Origin of the sequence: Dyadobacter sp. CY356, from assembly GCF_021440195.1 — a bacterium.
Lineage (GTDB): Bacteria > Bacteroidota > Bacteroidia > Cytophagales > Spirosomataceae > Dyadobacter.
The window spans coordinates 20,425-36,957 of sequence record NZ_JAJTSZ010000013.1 but is presented as its reverse complement, the minus strand read 5'-3'; the positions used below and the strand labels follow the sequence as shown (position 1 = coordinate 36,957).

Below are 16,533 nucleotides of genomic sequence, written 5' to 3'. Positions count from 1 at the left end.
CTTAGTTTTGATATTAAGAACAAGCAGTATCATTTACAACTTAACAGACACACATCTATGATTAAAAACAAATTTACGAATCCGGCTGCGCTGCACACACACTAATGCCTGGCAACAAAGCTATTTGGACCCGTAGCCTTAAGGTTCAAATAGCTCCCGGCAAAAAAGCAAACTAAGACTACCCTCATCTAAGAAATTATGATATGCCATAAAGTTTGAACCTGTCAAATTCAGGTTTTCTTTCTGCAAATCATAGTTTCCAAAACCTGAAATAAAACTTTAATCGTTATGAAACGTCTTCTTGCATATGACCTGCAAAGTGATTCACCTGCCAAACTGGTTGATTTGTTACAGGTACATAAAGAAGAAGTTTACATAGAAGAAGCTGTTGGCATCAGCGATGTTTTCAGAAAACTGGCCTTTGGAAAAAAAGTACCTTTGTCAGAAGACAGAAATAATTTGCTGGTTGTCCGCCTGAATGTTCCGGATATGGAAGTTCTTGATTTCCTGGGCTATCTCCATAAAAGTAAACCCGCCCTACGGATCGTTTTGTACACTTCTGAAAGTAGTGAATGGTTAGAAAAACTCAATCTCATAACAGGAAAACCTTTAATTCCGGTAAACATTATTGTTACAACACAAATCAATGAAGTTGTCAGTAATATACTCGAATCAAAGAAATTGAAAGTATAACAAAAGGTCACTATCAATTTAAATTATCCCGATAGAATCCGGGATAATTCATTCATCAATTCCATACACTTTAAATCAGAAACGAGATGACACGGATATTAATTTTAATCAAAAATGACTTTTTCAGATTAGGAATCGCGGCTTCCATTAAAGAATATGCGGGCAATGTTCATATCGAAGAAGCCGACAGTTGGGAAAGTATTCCAGGTATTTTAAGAAAGTCTTATTTTGATGTGCTTATTGTTGATATCCGTTTATCAAACCTGACGAACTTAAACAGTTTTGAGGGAATACGCCGGATACAGCCTTCTGTCAAAATTCTTGTTCTTGGTGAAGAAAACGAAAAAGTGTGGGCTCTTCCATATCTTAAAAAAGGCGTTGACGGGATTTGTCTGAAAACAATGACAAAACATGAATTTCAGTCCGCGTTTAATACCATTATCAAAGGCAGAAAATACATGGACGACGGACTTACCGACTTTTTATTAAAAGGAATGGTGGAGAACGATCTTGTAAACCTGCTTTCTGTCCGCGAATCAGAAATTATGCAGTTGCTTTTGAAAGGATTTCGTACTGCTGAAATCGCAAAAGAATTAAAACTGGCACCATCTACGATCAGTACTGTAAAATTCAAAATTTACCGTAAAATGCAGGTAACGAACGTAGTGGATCTTATGAATAAGGTTGAAACATTTCAGTCGATTGCATAGGTATAATTGAAAATATTAAGCTGTGAAAAATAAAAAATCCAGGTTCCTTTGCTCATACATCGGAACCTGGCTTTTCTTATATCAGTGCAGAAAAAAGGTGATAATCCCAACCAAGATCAGGATTACGCCGGTAATACGTTTTTCATTATGTTCAATAAAATGGGTATCAACAAGATGTATTCCCTTAAAAGCCAGCATAACCAGGCCGACAATACCCGCAATACTTGTAACCGCATACGCGGCGGCAAGGAGCAGAACACCTTTAACACCGAACGCTCCTGCGGAAAGGAACAGACTTTCCACTTCCAGGCAAGGTGATAAAAACATCATCCCTACAAAAATCAAAATCCATCTTGTACGTGACTTTTCATACTGTTTTACATCTTCCTGTGCACCGTGGTGATGATGGGGAAGGTTAACAGAAAAATAGATCAAACCGAAAATAATAAGCAAAACCGGTGCGATGATATCTACAAACTCATTGTATGTCCCGGCAAGTCTTGTTCCTATGATTCCCAGAATAATCCCCAGCGCCACTGTTCCGGCAACATGCGCCAATGCAATAAGAAAAGCAACACTGAGCAGCTCCGGCCGCTCCCATTTTTCAGCTTTCGCTACCGCTACCAACGGTAACCAGTGATTGGGAATGAGTGCGTGCACCAGGCCTAATAATATTGCTGCTGTAATGATACTGTACATAATTTCCTCTTTTATCCTTTACCAACGCATCAGCAAAATTTAATGTTCATGCCCGCCGCCACCGTCACTTTTAAGAAGATGACTTTGAATATAATAAGAGCCTTTTAAAACAATTCTGGCATTTTTCTCCAAAACCTGTAACGGAGTCACCTGGACATAACCCAATTGTGTAGTACCAGATTTCACTTCGATCCGCTGAAAATGATATGAATTCTCCTCAGATTTCTTTTTCTTCTCCTCATCTTCCAAAACAAAAATAAATTCCCGGCCATCTGCTTTGATTACGGCATCAACAGGTAAAGCATCCACTTTATTTTTTCCGATATCAATGAGCGCATTTACATACATACCCGGAATCAATATCTGCTTGTCATTCAATATATCAGCATGAACGGCAACCGATTTGGTTTCATTTTCAAATGCTTTTCCAACACTGAAAATCTTGCCGCGAATTTCTGCGTTATCCTGATTAGTAAGTACAAAACGCACCGTTTGATCCGGTTTTACCTTTTGCAGATCTTTTTCATAAACCAGCAAATCAACATGCATTTTGGTATTATCCACAATACTGAAAAGCACATTTCCCGGCTGGACATTACTTCCTATTTTGATATTAACCTCAGTGATATAACCTGAAATCGGCGCTGTAACAGAAACTGTTGAAACAATATTTCCGGAACCCGATCCATTGATATGCAACATGTTCAATTGTTTTTGAAGAGAGTTATAACGTGCCTTTTCCGTTTCAAAATCCGCTTTTGTTTTTTGAAATGCCTTTTTTGCATTGACATTCTCATCCGACAAGATTTTTTGCCTTTCAAATTCAGCAGCCAGAAATTCAGTATTACTTTTTGAAATAAGAAAAGATTCCTGAAGCCTGGTGAATTCCGGGCTTTCCAAAGTTGCTATGGTCTGCCCGGCCTTGACGAATTCACCTTCTATCACTTTGATTGACCTGACTATACCTGCCATAAAAACGGAAACGTCAGCCTGATTTTGCGGAGGTAATTTAGTGTAACCATTGGCATTGATTACCTCACTCAGATTTTTACTTTCAAAAGTACCCAGCTCAATATCAGAAGCATCGTATTGGGCTTGCGTCAGGGAAACTTCCTTATTTTCTGATTCGTCAATTTTCTTTTCCGTTTGAGGTTTTTCCTGTTCCTCAGTTTTCTCCCCTGAGTTATTTTTACAGGAAAAAGCAAGCTGTACAACTAAAAATGCCAGCAAAATATGAATATATATATTGGTCGTTTTCTTCATGATTTCAATTATTGATTCAATAAATATTGCAGGCTCGCAAAAGCCTGGTTAAAATCTGCAACCGCTTTCAGATAATTCATATCGATATCCAGTGCTGTCTGAATTCCCTGAAGATATTCCACATACGAAATTTCACCGCTCTGGTAACTTTTTGAAGCATTGGCAGAAATCGTCCTTGCGTTGGGAATAGCAGAAGTCTGGTAGTATTCAATCAGCGATTGGTACGTGTAAAGCTGGGTCAGCTGCTGCTGATACTGGTTTTGGAGTTGGGATTGAAGGTAATCCACATTTTTTTGCTGCAATTGAATATTCGTTTCCGCAGCCCGAACTTTTGACCGGTAACTTTTTGAAAAAACCGGAATAGCAATACCAGCCTTGAAACCCTGAAAACGTGGCACACCATTATAATTGATGTTCTGACCGTTAATGTCCTGATTTCCTGTAAGCGATTGAATAAAATATCCGGCGGTAAAATCCGGCATCAGCAATGCCTTTTCCAGATTTTTATTAGCTCTTGCAATTTCTACCTGCTGTAAAGCATGTAGAAAAACGGGATTTTGATTGATGGCTGTTGTATCAAATAAAGTACTAACCGGCAACGCCGTAAACGTGGTATCACTGACATTAAAATCAGTATTGAGATTCAACAGCAATCTGACTTTTGATTTTCCAACTGCCACCAAACTTTCATTTTGCCTGATACGTTGCTGGATTTCCTGCTGTTTGGTAATGGCCGTGGTCTTTTCGAGTAGATTTGTTTCACCGGTTTGAAATCTCAATGAAGCGGCTTTGACAAACTGGCCAAGAATGCTGTCTTGTTTTGTAAGTGAATTATTTAGTTTGGTCAAATACAAAAGTGAAGTCCAGTTTTGCCGGATCGAATAGGTGATTTCCTTCTTCGACTGTTCCAGCCTGATCTGGCTGCTTTTGAGATTATTGTTTAATACTTCCTTCCGGGCACCATATTGGAACGGACTAAAAGTTTGGGAAACCTCATAATTCTGATCAAAAGCTTTGGTATTGTATTGTCCCAGCATACCACCAATATTCGTTTTGGGGATGTCAAACGCTGTTCCGGTAAGTTGCGACTGCATTTTTATTTCCAGTTCTCCTGCTGACAGTAACTGGTTATTTTTTGATCCCAACTCAATAGCCTGTTGTAAACTCAGTTTTGGGATCGGTTGTGCTGTTGTTTCAAATCCGATAAAAAACAAAATGATCAAAGCGGTAATACCTGATTTTTTGATTTTTAAATTACTTTCCAGATACCAGTAAAGAATTGGTAAAACAATCAGCGTCAACAAAGTAGCACTGATCAAGCCGCCAATTACCACAGTTGCCAGCGGTTTCTGCACTTCCGCTCCTGCACTTGTACTAATCGCCATGGGGAGGAAACCAAGCGAGGCAACGGCAGCAGTCATCAGAACAGGTCGCAAACGAACGCTGGTGCCTTCCTTAATTCGTTGCATGATATCGGATAATCCTTCGGCTTTTAACTGATTGAAATAACCGATCAGAACGATACCATTTAAAACCGCCACGCCAAACAATGCTATAAAACCAACACCAGCCGAAATACTGAATGGCATATTCCGGATCCAAAGCGCAAATATGCCGCCAATGGCTGAAAAAGGAATGGCCGAAAAGATCAGCAACGACTGGCTTACAGAACGGAAAGTAAAAAACAGCAGGACAAAAATCAGTAGCAAAGCCACAGGCACTGCCACCGCCAGACGTTCATTGGCCTGAATCAGATTCTGAAATTGTCCGCCGTAAGTCACATAATAACCCGCCGGCAAACTTAATTGCTGATCCAGCTTTTTCTGAATTTCTTCGATTACACTTTTTACATCCCGGTCACGCACGTTAAATCCTACAACAATTCTTCTTTTTCCATCTTCCCTGCTGATCTGCATCGGACCGGGTTCATAAGCTATATCAGCAACCTGTTCCAGAGGAATCTGACTCCCGGACGGAAGTGAAACAAACAGCGTTTTCAGATTTGAAATATCCTGGCGTTTTTCCTGCGCCAGCCTGACAACCATATCAAAACGTTTTTCCCCTTCGTAAACCACACCTGCCACTTCTCCGGCAAAACCAGTCCTGATTACTTTGTTAAGATCTCCCACATTTAATCCATATAAAGCAAGTTTGTCTTTGTTATAACGCACCGTAATTTGCGGTAATCCGGCAACCCTTTCCGTTTTGGCTTCGGTAACGCCTTTTACATTCCGGATAATTTTCAATACTTCATCACCCTTGCTGACCAGCATTTCAAGATCTTCACCAAAAATTTTGACCGCCACATCGCTTCTTACACCTGTCATCAATTCATTAAAACGCATCTGGATCGGTTGCGAAAACTCTGTGGAAGCACCGGGAATGGCCTCTAGTGCCTCTGACATTTTATCCATCAATTCCTCCTTGGTCCTGGCCGAGGTCCAGTCTTTTTTATCTTTCAAAATGATAATCATATCACCCACTTCCATAGGCATGGGATCGGTCGGGATTTCGGAACTTCCAATTTTAGTGACGATCATTTTTACTTCCGGAAATTTGGCTTTTAGTATCTGCTCCGCTTTTGTGGTCGCTTCGATTTCCTGAGACAGTGAGCTTCCCGAAGCGATAACCAGATTTGTAGCGATATCTCCTTCGTCCAAAGTCGGGATAAATTCTCCTCCCAAGGTGTTAAAAATGAATGCGGAAATTATTAAAAGCACTACTGCAATTGACAATACCAACCCTTTTAACTTCAATGACCTGGCCAGAAGCGGCTGATAAATCTGCTGAAAAAAATGAATGATCTTATCACTGATATTGATCTTATGTCCTGTTTGTTTTTTCAAAAACAACGCCGTCATCATAGGGATATAGGTCAGTGAAAGAATGAAAGCACCAAGAATTGCAAACGAAACGGTTTGCGCCATCGGCCCGAACATTTTGCCCTCAATACCAACCAGTGCCAGAATGGGCAGGTATACAATCAGGATTATTATTTCACCGAAGGCGGCACTGCTCCGAATTTTGGCAGAAGCTTCATATACTTCTGCATCCATTTCCTGAGACGTCAATTTGCCTTTAACGCTAAGTTGTAATCTATGAATGATCGCTTCAACAATAATCACAGCACCATCTACGATCAAGCCAAAATCAATAGCACCAAGTGACATCAGATTTCCGGAAACGCCAAATAAATGCATCATACTGACTGCAAACAGCAAAGACAGAGGAATAACGGAAGCCACAATTAATCCCGCTCGAAGATTTCCAATCAGCAGGATCAGCACAAAAACCACAATTAATGCGCCTTCCAAAAGATTTCTTTCAACCGTACCAATGGCGCGGTTTACGAGTTTTGTCCTGTCAACAAATGCTTCGATGGAAACTCCTTTTGGCAGAGATTTCTTGATCTGCTCCATTTTTTCCTTGACACGGGATACTACTTCGGCGCTATTTTCGCCTTTGAGCATCATGACCATCCCGCTTACTTCTTCGCCTTTTCCATCTTTTGTGACAGCTCCATAACGGATACTGCTTCCTATTTGAACAGTAGCGACATCCCTGATTAGAATCGGGATTTCATTTTTTGTTTTGATTACAATTTTGTTTATCGCATCAATTCCGTTGACCATACCAATTCCACGAATGAAATAAGCGTATGGTTTTTTGTCGATATAAGCACCGCCGGTATTTTCATTATTTAATTCCAATGCATCCAGAATCTCAGCGATTGTGGTATTCATCGCTTTCAACTTGTCTGGCTCAATCGCGATTTCGTATTGTTTCAGACTTCCGCCGAGTGTATTCACTTCGGCCACACCGGGCGTCCCGATCAATTGCGGACGAATGATCCAATCCTGGATTGTTCTTAATTCCGTTGCAGAATATTGTTTTTCAAAACCTTTTTGCGGGAAAACCACGTATTGATAAATTTCACCAAGCCCGGTACTGATCGGTGCCAGTTCAGGATTCCCCAGGCCTTTTGGAATTTTACTTTCAGCCTCTTTCAATCGCTCGGAAATTTGCGCCCGGGCCCAGTATATATCCGCATTTTCTTCAAAAACGATGGTAACAACACTTAGTCCAAACCGACTTACTGATCTCAGCTCCACAATTTTGGGAATTGATTTCACCGCCAGTTCAATCGGATAGGTAATAAACTGCTCCACTTCCTGCGTTGCCAGCGTTGGAGAAGTGGTGATGATCTGCACCTGATTATTGGTAATGTCGGGCAGGGCATCAATCGGCAAATTGCTCAGCGAATAACCGCCCACGGCGATCAATGCCAGCATAAAAAGCCCTATAATAAATTTATTATAGATGCTGAAATGAATGATTTTATCTAACATGAAAATTTAAATTGCCAAATAACAAACAGGCAAAGTTTTGACATAAAACCTGAACGGCTCAATACCTCAAAATTTTACCAAAAAAATAAGATGTTATCAGGCAATCTTTGGCGGCTGCCAAATGGAGAAGGAAAATTCCGGGCGGAAACGATCGGCGTACGCAGGAAATTTAACAGCAGCGAAAACGGTTTTGGGGATTTTAACTGCGGCAATTGCATATCGGGCCAAAGTAGACGCGGAACAACAGCTGCAAGTACAGAATGGTGTACAGGATTCAGTCTCGTGAGAATGATCCTTATGTTCCAAAGAAGAACTAATTTTCAGCTCATCTTCCCCATTACAATCCAACCCGTCACCGCACGGAAAGCACGACAAAAGTAAAATGTAAAGGCTTAATATGAGCTTGAATATTTTCATTGGGGCAAAGGTAGGGAATGAGAGGGAAATATTGAATTCAAATTTGGAATATGTCTTTTTCGTTTGACAATAAGTTTCTATATTTAGAAACTTATTGTCTTGGTAAACAAATTGCAATATTTCCACACGCGATTTTTGGAAGAAGCGGATCAGTTTTTGGCTAGCCTTAATAAAAAGGCAGTCAGGAAAATATTTTATAATATTGAACTTGCACAACAGACTAATGATCCAAGACTTTTTAAAAAACTACAAGCTGATATTTGGGAATTCCGGACACGGTTTGAAGGGCAACAAATTAGGTTGTTAGCATTTTGGGATAAAAAAATGAAGCGTCAACATTGGTTTTTGCGACCCACGGCATGATAAAAAAGGTAGATAAAATGCCAGCCGGTGAAATTCAACGAGCTATCAATATCAGGAATAAATACTTTGAAAGTAAACTAAAAAAATAACGTTATGGCAGACAATCAAATAAAGTCATTTTCGCTTGCCGAGATGAAAGACAAATATATCGGGAAAGCAGGGAGTGTGGAAAGAGAAGATTACGAATATGAATTAAGAATGGATGTTTTGGGGCAAATGATCAAAGTCGCCAGAAAGGAGCGCAATTTAACGCAAGAACAGCTGGGAGAACTTATAGGTGTACAAAAAGCTCAAATTTCAAAATTGGAGAGCAGTGTAAATAGTGCCAGCATTGATACCGTCTTAAAAGTATTCAGAGCGTTAAATGCAAATATTTATTTTAATGTAACCTTGGAAAATCAGCACTTAAAACTGGTCTGATCAGATATTAATACTTTCAATCAACCACCATCGTCACAACCGACCGTGGCGGTAGCACCACTGCATCCTTTAACTTTTGAACAGGATAAGATTTAAGATTATCGCCTTCCAAAGCACTGGTAATATACTTTGTTAAAACTGAAGTTTTACCGGCATTTGCGAGATCAAGCTTAATCTGTTTTTCTGACGTTGTATAATTAATGGCAACAATAACAACTTTCCCTTTTCCATCCGTATAAGCCGATAACATCACATTTTGTGCAGCTTTCAGATCAGTTATTTTATCACTTCGATCAACAATTAACCGGTGCATACCAGGACGAACAAAACGGCTGAAATTCCCCAAAGCCCACAAACCTTTGGTTTGGAAATATTCACCATCGGTATGTTTTTCATTAGGTTTTAACGCAATCAGAAAATAACGCGTATCAAATTCCGGGCTGCCAGGCTCATAAGAATTCCATAACTGCCAGGCTGATGCATTACCAACAACCAGATCATTGTGAATAACCTTGGCCAGAAAGAGCGCACAATCAATAGCCGAACGTTTTCCTTTTGTGCCTTCACGGAAGCCATCGGCCAGCATGGAATACTCAGTCTGCCAAAATTTAACGTCATATTTTCTGGCAGTATCTGCCACATTTTTTCTGATTTGCACCAGACTGCTGTCTCCGTTTTCTGTAAAGTAGCTATGCCCGCCAATGAAGTCAGACATGTGTTTCAAATTTCTTAATTTTAACTTACTGTCACTACCAAAAAAATTCTGAATCTGACGATTGGCATTTCCTGCGCCTGCGTATAAATAATTCAGCATTCCGGCCTCAACCAACATAATTTTGGAAGAAAGCTTTTGAGCAGTAAGTGCACTATCCAGCGCGGTTGTTACTTTGTAAATATCCTCATTTCGCCACGGCGTACCCTCCTGACTGGCTTGCCCGGGTTTGTTCGACCAGTCCCATTGTGGCTCATTAACAGGGCTTATGTAGTTGAAATGTAAATTTTCCGCGTCAAAATGGTTGATCACATCTGCCAGAAAACCGGCATAAGCTCCATACTTATCCGGTTTCAGATTGGATTTATAATCTTTTTCAGTTTTAAAACCACGTCCATTTTGCGTGAATTGAACCGGAGGCGTATTCGAAAAAGCGATCAGGTTTTCAACACCATACTGTTTTGCTTTTTTGACAAACCAGACATAGCCGGCTTGTTTTGTCCAGTCGTAACTTCCGTCGGGATTTTGAAAAGATTCAACGCGTTTCCGAAAATCTTTAATACCGCTGCTATCGCCTTGTTCGGCTGTTCCACCGCCGATATTGAACCGCCAGGCAGAAAGTCCGATACCTTTTGGATTTCCCTTTTCATCAAAAGATTTACTAAAAAGCCATTCAGCAATTTGTTCCTTTTTCTGTTCAGGCCAGTATTTGCCAATTCCTTCTGAAAACCAGCAACCTGCCGCACCAAAATTTTCTATAACCTGAGCCCTGTTTTTAGTATCAATTTTGAAAATTATTGGCTGCTCATTTTCCTGAGCGAAAGATTTAATATCAAAAGCAAAGATGAAAGCAAACCCAAAAAAAACAGTAAAAGCAATTTTCATAAAAAGTCAGAACCGGTTATTCAACCATGTGCCCTACAAATTGAGCAGTGTTATCCAGAATTTTCCCGCCACGGCGAAAACCTAATGCACAAGGTTCTCCCGCATAAAATATACCCGCCTGATAAGAAAAACCTTCCTGATCTTTCGGAAATTCTACGTATTCCTGATAAATCCTTTTCTGCTCATCATAGTCACCGTCTACTTTTTCAATTACCTCTCCGCCCTTTTCGATAATTGAAACATTGGCACCTTCCCGCCCAAACAAAACTTTACTAACTGATTTTTTATGTGGTATGACATACCGTTCCGTTTGTAATAAAAGCGGATGATATGGGAACAGATCCCACAAAACTTTGAGAATATATTTTGACTGAAACAGTAAGGTATAAGCCGGATTGAGAATTACAGCAAGCCTGTTCCTGGAAATTTCAGTCAATATAGCGGTAAGTTCGGGTTCATCGCCGCCGATATATTCCCAGGGAACCAGTTTAAACCAAAAGTCAAAACGGACAAAATCTCCTGAGCCTGAATTATCCTGTTTAAAAATTCCCTCCTTTGAAAATTCAACCTCATCTATATAGGCGAAATCAACATCAAAACCAGCCTCTTTGGCCGCTTCTGAAAGGATATTCACATTCGTATCGTCCTCCGGGAAACCTCGCATGGTTGAGAAAAGGATGGACGCTGTCAGGTCATTGTTGACAAGTTTGATGTATTGAAATTGTTTTACAAGCGTTTCATACAAGGTATTGAACTGCTTTGAATCATCCTCATTGTTTGTCCGCAAATGAGCCCATTGCACCACCGCACTTTCCGGCAGACAAGTGGCAGTATCCGCATTAAATTCTATCAGTTTGACAGGCTGTCCGTCAAAACCACCGGCAAGATCAAAACGGCCGTAAAGATGAACATTACGGTCTTCTTCCCATGAAAGTTTTACGAGCTCAACAAGGTTGGGCGCTATGCCCATTTCGTCAAAAAGCTGATTATCAATGGCGTATTGACCAGCCTCAACAAACATATCATAGAGTGTTGCAGCGGCTTCGTAGTATTGTGTAGCTGTGTTTTCATCTACCACAACAACATCTTTTACCAGATAAGGCGTAGTATCAGTACCCAGCATCCAGTTCCAGCCTAATTTTTGAAGTGCGCTTTCCGGACTTTGCGGAAGAGATTTTAGATTTATCATCGTCGTTTCAGGTTAGATTTTCAAATTTTCCAAAAATGAAAATCAGCCTCCACTTCTCCCTGCCGAGCGACCAAAAAATCCGCTTCTGCCTCCTGATGGGCGTGACGTTACTGTTCTTGTTGAACGCGAGGCATTTACAGCACTCACTGCATTCTGTGATTTATTAAAAACACCAGGACTGCTGTAAACACTTCCTCGGGAGTTGTTTTGATCGCGGTAGGTATTCATGTAACCGTTGTTATTATTTCTGCCAAGCATATAACCAATTCCACCGTACAAGAGCATACTGGAAAGTCCGCTGTGATGGCCAACGTAGGTTTGATTATTTTGAATATCCTTGTCGATCAACGCTTTGGCGGCGGTAGTACTCAACGAATCCGTGTGGCCATCCAGATAAGTAACGATGGCCAGCGATTTATCTGCGGCCACATTCTCTTCATCTGTGATTTTGAATTCTCCCGGTTTCACTTCTTTGATATGCGAACGAATCCCCTTTGTATAAGTCGTTTCTTCATAACTGTAATCCGATTCATCGTCGTTGGAAGAACAGCTGCTGATCATGGAAGTACCTGACAAAATCGCCAGGGTTAACGCACTGCTCAATGTTATATCTTTGGCTCTTTTGATAAAAGAACCTTTTCTTAGTTTGGTCATAGTTTTAAATAAATTTCCATGTTGAAGAATAAACCAAATGTAATGGTTTAGAACTCAGCAGTGACAGCAAATTTGTCAAACGGTTGAATAAAAGCTTCAATAAATGTTTTAGGTACTTTTAAGGCCAATTTAATTTGATAAATGGTTAATCGCCAGAACCGATTGAAAAAATAAAATCCCTTGAAATGCAACTAAAATGCCTTCAAAGGATTTGAAAAATTTTATCATTTTCTAAGCGTTCAAGCCTTCTTCGAAATCTTCTCCAAAGCACCAACCAATTTATCCAGATCGCTTATTTTAGTGTAGACATGCGGAGTAACCCTGACACACTGCACACTTTCATAACTGATGCCAACGGTATGGATTTTAAAATCGTTAAGTAGTTTACCGTCCAGTTCTGTCGGTTTTAAGCCGTCCACGCTTACTCCGGCAATGGCGCATGAATATTCCGGTTTCAATGAAGTATGGATTTTCACACCAGGAATTTGTCGTGCTTTTTCCGCCCAGTATTTTTTCAGATAATGGATACGCTCCTGTTTCCGTTTTATACCGATTGCTTCCTGGAAATTAATGGCTTCCCCGATCGCCTGTTCAATACAAAAACTTCTCGTTCCCAGTGTTTCAAATTTGCGGATATCGGCACTCGTCGGTTCATGATTACAAACCAATGGCCAGATTTTAGCGATTTTATCCTTTTTCACCCACATCATACCACTTCCCACCGGCGCGCTCAAAAACTTGTGCAGACTTGTGCCGAAGTAATCACATTCAAGATCTGCAATTTTAAAATCGAGTAATCCAAAGGAATGAGCTCCATCCACAATCACTTCAACACCCTTTTTATGCGCCATCTGACAGATTTTTTTAACCGGCATAATCTGTCCGACCCAATTCACCACGTGCGTAAGATGGATAATTTTCGTGGCAGGCGTAATAGCATCCTCATAAGCTTTGACAATCATGGCATCATTTTCAATCGGAAACTCAAATGACAATTGTTTGTACACAATCCCATCCCGCAGCTGACGCTGACGCCAGGCGTTCATCATGTTGGGATAATCGAATTTCATCCCAATCACTTCGTCACCTTTTTGTAAAGGCAAACCAAAAATGACGGTATTTAAAGCTTCTGTGGCATTTCTGTTGATCGCAACTTCTTCCGGATCACAACCGCCAAGTGCAGCCAGACGCTGGCGTAAAGGCTCGCGTCCTTTATCCATAATCCGCCACATATAATATGAAGGGCCTTGTGCAGCTTGTCTGTTATATTTTTCCAGTGCTTCCTGGACAACCAACGGCGAGGGAGAAACGCCACCATTGTTTAAAATAATGATATCGCTTTTACTAGCTTGATAGGCTTCCTGAATCACCGCCCAGTAATCTTCATTATTTCCAATATCATCTTTCCAGAATCTCTCAGCCGACTGAAAATCAGCAGCATGTAATTCATTAAATAGACTATTGATTCCAAAGGCACCCATACCAAGGGCAGCACTTTTTTTGATAAAAGACCGGCGGTTGTTCATAATTCAGGAAATTAGGAATAGTTAAGGGAGTGATTTATAAAATATACAAATATTTTCTCGTAATTTCAATCAAGCCTTCTTCCCAACCCGCTTATGCACAAGGCTATTGTTTCACTATCGAATTCATCAACCAGTCGTAAGTATCGCCAGGATATGGTAACGCCTCGCTGTTTAATTTTAAAAACATCAGGTGTAAATGTGTCGGAGATCTTCTTTTGAATGCGTTAAAACCGCTTCTTCCCATTTCCGAAATTTTATCGCCGGCATTTACCCATTGTCCGGGTTCTACAAATAAAACGTTGTTATGAGCATAATAAAATAGTCCGTCTAGGCAGGGATCATAAATCCATATCCAGTTTCCGCCACGCAAATCACTGTCATACTTCCAGTTATTTTCAACCGCAACCACTACACCGGAAGTAAATGCTAAAACCTCCACTGGTTTCCAGGTTCTGTCATCCAGATTGTCCTGATTTTTATCGTAAACAAAAAGATCATGCGCCGGATGACTACCTTTAACATCCATGTCAAACAGATCGAAACCATCTGAACGATACCCCATCCCTTTTCCGCCAATTGATTTTTCAGGTGTGTAACCGCGGATCGGGAAAACAAAATAAGTTGAATCGCCCATCCGGCAGGTATCTCCGTTATGAAATGTTTCCCTGATATTTCTCATATTTTCCTGCCAGGCGCGAGCCGCCGAATCAGGAGTAATGGCGCAGTCTCTGATATCTTCCTGTATCTGACGAAAGGCGATGCAATAAGAAAGCATATTATTTTTGGGCAACGTTTGTGTATTCCAACCTGCCATTCCCAAAATTAATAATAAACCAACCAATCGTTTCATGGTACCCTCCAACAATACTCTCCCGCTAAATGACATTTTTTTTAATAACAAACGCAGTATCTTCTAAATGTAATAAATTAAAACAAATGTATTTCAATAGCATTAAAATTGTACTATTAATTCCTTTAAAGAAAAAACAACTAAACTTTTACAAAAATGCAATACCGCCGTTTTGGACGTAGTGACTGGAAAATCAGCGAGATAGGTTATGGCATGTGGGGACTTGCCGGCTGGACTGGCTCTGATATTAAAGAAATCCAGGACTCTCTTGACCTGGCCGTAGCATCAGGATGTAACTTTTTTGATACAGCCTGGGGTTATGCCGAAGGTAAAAGTGAGATGATTCTGGGTGACCTTATCCGCAGAAATCCGGATAAAAAGTTATACGCCGCAACAAAAATCCCGCCTAAAAACCGCCAGTGGCCGTCTAAACCTTCCTTTCTTTTAAAAGACGTTTTTCCTGCCGACTACATTGTTGAATACGCCGAAAAAAGTTTAAAAAACCTGGGTGTTGAGTCCATTGATCTTTTACAATTCCATGTCTGGGAAGATGCCTGGGCGCATGAAGATGAATGGAAAGAAGCCATTCAGAAACTTACCAGGGAGGGTAAAGTTGAACGTTGGGGACTCAGTATCAACCGCTGGGAGCCAAATAATGCATTGAAAACTTTGGAGACAGGTTTGATTGATGCAGTGCAGGTTATCTACAATATTTTTGATCAGGCTCCTGAAGATCAGCTTTTTCCGCTTTGCAAAAAACTGGATATTGGCGTTATTTCGCGTGTTCCTTTGGATGAAGGGACATTATCCGGACATCTGACAAAGGAAACCACCTTCCCGGCAGACGACTGGCGGTCTACATATTTTGTGCCGGAAAACCTGAACAGCAGTGTTGACCACGCCGAAGCATTGCGCCCCGATTTACCAGAAAATATGTCGATGCCGGAAGCTGCTTTAAGATTTATTCTTGAAAACGAGGATGTGCACACGACGATTCCGGGAATGAGAAAACTGGCTCATGTTAAATCAAATGTTGCTACAAGTGACGGAAAAAGATTGTCAGAAAAAGAGCTGGAAAAATTAAAAAAACACCGTTGGGACCGTGAACCTACGGAGTGGTCGCAGTAGACTACTTTATGAATATAATTAAAAGAAATGCTACATGACGTTAATCCGTTTTGTAGCATTTTTTATTGCGGCCAAGCCGGGTTTCTGAGAATAATCCAACCATTAAATACGATTTCATGATCTGAATTATGGAAAAATATTAGATTTGAAATACCGGAAAAATCCGCTAAAAATTGCACTGAGAGCGCTTTTTCAAATAAAATCATATAACTATTCAAAGAAAGAAAAAATTTATTATGCTGATAGTCATTTATTTGTATAATTTTTGATTGTATCTTTGACGCATCAACTTAAAAAACACTACAAATTATGGCAATTACTAAACAGTATTTGAAAAGCAAGCCCGTTGTAAAAGTAACGTTCACCTTGCCTGCCGAAGCCGTTGAAAAATCTGAAAAAGTTGCGCTTGTGGGCGAGTTTAATGGATGGAATCCGGAAGAAGCGGTGGCATTGAAAAAACAAAAAGACGGTTCGTTCAAGGCTAGCCTTGACTTGGTTCCTGGTAAAGAATACCAGTTCCGTTATCTGTTAGATAACGAAATCTGGGCGAATGACTGGGAAGCTGATAAATATGTTCCTGCGGGAGTAAATGCAGAAGAAAATTCAGTTGTAGTTCTTTAATTGCTGTTAGCTGTTAAACAGTAAAAAAATGCCGGATAATTTTCCTTATCCGGC

The 16,533-nt window shown here is 40.4% G+C and carries 15 protein-coding genes; 6 read left to right on the top strand and 9 right to left on the bottom strand.

Features of this window, described 5'->3' with window-relative positions:
• Window positions 1-288 precede the first annotated feature (288 nt).
• A complete protein-coding gene (locus LXL81_RS27980; RefSeq protein ID WP_234651216.1) occupies window positions 289-693 on the top strand; it encodes a hypothetical protein in 405 nt (134 codons plus the stop codon).
• 86 nt (window positions 694-779) lie between these two features.
• A complete protein-coding gene (locus tag LXL81_RS27975; RefSeq protein ID WP_234651214.1) occupies window positions 780-1,403 on the top strand; it encodes a response regulator transcription factor in 624 nt (207 codons plus the stop codon).
• Between the two features lie 81 nt (window positions 1,404-1,484).
• Here the strand turns inward: LXL81_RS27975 and LXL81_RS27970 are convergent, their stop codons facing one another.
• The 4 genes from LXL81_RS27970 to LXL81_RS29365 all read right to left on the bottom strand — a co-directional run bounded on the left by LXL81_RS27970 (window position 1,485) and on the right by LXL81_RS29365 (window position 8,131).
• A complete protein-coding gene (locus LXL81_RS27970; protein ID WP_234651212.1) occupies window positions 1,485-2,102 on the bottom strand; it encodes a hypothetical protein in 618 nt (205 codons plus the stop codon).
• Window positions 2,103-2,141: 39 nt separating this feature from the next.
• Window positions 2,142-3,365: an efflux RND transporter periplasmic adaptor subunit gene (locus LXL81_RS27965; RefSeq protein WP_234651210.1), complete on the bottom strand. Its 1,224-nt coding sequence runs from the start codon at window positions 3,363-3,365 to the stop codon at window positions 2,142-2,144.
• An 8-nt stretch (window positions 3,366-3,373) separates the two neighbouring features.
• Window positions 3,374-7,714: a CusA/CzcA family heavy metal efflux RND transporter gene (locus tag LXL81_RS27960; RefSeq protein WP_234651208.1), complete on the bottom strand. Its 4,341-nt coding sequence runs from the start codon at window positions 7,712-7,714 to the stop codon at window positions 3,374-3,376.
• A gap of 96 nt (window positions 7,715-7,810) precedes the next feature.
• Window positions 7,811-8,131, bottom strand: coding sequence for a DUF6660 family protein (locus tag LXL81_RS29365; protein ID WP_409013983.1), 321 nt, complete (start codon window positions 8,129-8,131; stop codon window positions 7,811-7,813).
• Between the two features lie 135 nt (window positions 8,132-8,266).
• On the opposite strand from LXL81_RS29365, the gene LXL81_RS27950 reads away from it, so the two are divergent.
• Both LXL81_RS27950 and LXL81_RS27945 read left to right on the top strand, forming a co-directional pair.
• The gene (locus LXL81_RS27950; RefSeq protein WP_234651203.1) at window positions 8,267-8,494 is read left to right on the top strand and encodes a type II toxin-antitoxin system RelE/ParE family toxin; all 228 of its coding nucleotides are present in this window, start codon (window positions 8,267-8,269) and stop codon (window positions 8,492-8,494) included.
• A 93-nt stretch (window positions 8,495-8,587) separates the two neighbouring features.
• A complete protein-coding gene (locus LXL81_RS27945; RefSeq protein ID WP_234651201.1) occupies window positions 8,588-8,914 on the top strand; it encodes a helix-turn-helix domain-containing protein in 327 nt (108 codons plus the stop codon).
• 16 nt (window positions 8,915-8,930) lie between these two features.
• Here the strand turns inward: LXL81_RS27945 and LXL81_RS27940 are convergent, their stop codons facing one another.
• The 5 genes from LXL81_RS27940 to LXL81_RS27920 form a co-directional block, all read right to left on the bottom strand.
• Window positions 8,931-10,511, bottom strand: coding sequence for a glycoside hydrolase (locus LXL81_RS27940; RefSeq protein WP_234651200.1), 1,581 nt, complete (start codon window positions 10,509-10,511; stop codon window positions 8,931-8,933).
• Between the two features lie 16 nt (window positions 10,512-10,527).
• Window positions 10,528-11,700: a glutathionylspermidine synthase family protein gene (locus tag LXL81_RS27935; RefSeq protein WP_234651196.1), complete on the bottom strand. Its 1,173-nt coding sequence runs from the start codon at window positions 11,698-11,700 to the stop codon at window positions 10,528-10,530.
• A 42-nt stretch (window positions 11,701-11,742) separates the two neighbouring features.
• Window positions 11,743-12,354, bottom strand: a complete 612-nt coding sequence (locus LXL81_RS27930) for a hypothetical protein (protein WP_234651195.1) — start codon at window positions 12,352-12,354, stop codon at window positions 11,743-11,745.
• A gap of 239 nt (window positions 12,355-12,593) precedes the next feature.
• Window positions 12,594-13,880, bottom strand: a complete 1,287-nt coding sequence (locus LXL81_RS27925; RefSeq protein ID WP_234651193.1) for an aminotransferase class V-fold PLP-dependent enzyme — start codon at window positions 13,878-13,880, stop codon at window positions 12,594-12,596.
• A gap of 103 nt (window positions 13,881-13,983) precedes the next feature.
• Window positions 13,984-14,766, bottom strand: a complete 783-nt coding sequence (locus tag LXL81_RS27920) for a M23 family metallopeptidase (protein WP_234651191.1) — start codon at window positions 14,764-14,766, stop codon at window positions 13,984-13,986.
• 120 nt (window positions 14,767-14,886) lie between these two features.
• Between LXL81_RS27920 and LXL81_RS27915 the strand changes: the two genes are divergently transcribed.
• On the top strand, window positions 14,887-15,858 hold the full coding sequence (locus LXL81_RS27915) for an aldo/keto reductase (RefSeq protein ID WP_234651188.1): 972 nt from the start codon (window positions 14,887-14,889) through the stop codon (window positions 15,856-15,858).
• Between the two features lie 309 nt (window positions 15,859-16,167).
• Window positions 16,168-16,479, top strand: a complete 312-nt coding sequence (locus tag LXL81_RS27910) for an isoamylase early set domain-containing protein (RefSeq protein WP_234651186.1) — start codon at window positions 16,168-16,170, stop codon at window positions 16,477-16,479.
• Window positions 16,480-16,533 lie beyond the last annotated feature (54 nt).

Bases quoted from the DNA above. Each gene is read 5' to 3' on its own strand.
- LXL81_RS27945 (WP_234651201.1), top strand. From the start codon at position 8,588: ATGGCAGACAATCAAATAAAGTCATTTTCGCTTGCCGAGATGAAAGAC.
- LXL81_RS27930 (WP_234651195.1), bottom strand. From the start codon at position 12,354: ATGACCAAACTAAGAAAAGGTTCTTTTATCAAAAGAGCCAAAGATATA.
- LXL81_RS27925 (WP_234651193.1), bottom strand. From the start codon at position 13,880: ATGAACAACCGCCGGTCTTTTATCAAAAAAAGTGCTGCCCTTGGTATG.
- LXL81_RS27910 (WP_234651186.1), top strand. From the start codon at position 16,168: ATGGCAATTACTAAACAGTATTTGAAAAGCAAGCCCGTTGTAAAAGTA.
- LXL81_RS27965 (WP_234651210.1), bottom strand. From the start codon at position 3,365: ATGAAGAAAACGACCAATATATATATTCATATTTTGCTGGCATTTTTA.
- LXL81_RS27975 (WP_234651214.1), top strand. From the start codon at position 780: ATGACACGGATATTAATTTTAATCAAAAATGACTTTTTCAGATTAGGA.
- LXL81_RS27940 (WP_234651200.1), bottom strand. From the start codon at position 10,511: ATGAAAATTGCTTTTACTGTTTTTTTTGGGTTTGCTTTCATCTTTGCT.
- LXL81_RS27960 (WP_234651208.1), bottom strand. From the start codon at position 7,714: ATGTTAGATAAAATCATTCATTTCAGCATCTATAATAAATTTATTATA.
- LXL81_RS27970 (WP_234651212.1), bottom strand. From the start codon at position 2,102: ATGTACAGTATCATTACAGCAGCAATATTATTAGGCCTGGTGCACGCA.
- LXL81_RS29365 (WP_409013983.1), bottom strand. From the start codon at position 8,131: ATGAAAATATTCAAGCTCATATTAAGCCTTTACATTTTACTTTTGTCG.
- LXL81_RS27935 (WP_234651196.1), bottom strand. From the start codon at position 11,700: ATGATAAATCTAAAATCTCTTCCGCAAAGTCCGGAAAGCGCACTTCAA.
- LXL81_RS27980 (WP_234651216.1), top strand. From the start codon at position 289: ATGAAACGTCTTCTTGCATATGACCTGCAAAGTGATTCACCTGCCAAA.
- LXL81_RS27915 (WP_234651188.1), top strand. From the start codon at position 14,887: ATGCAATACCGCCGTTTTGGACGTAGTGACTGGAAAATCAGCGAGATA.
- LXL81_RS27920 (WP_234651191.1), bottom strand. From the start codon at position 14,766: ATGTCATTTAGCGGGAGAGTATTGTTGGAGGGTACCATGAAACGATTG.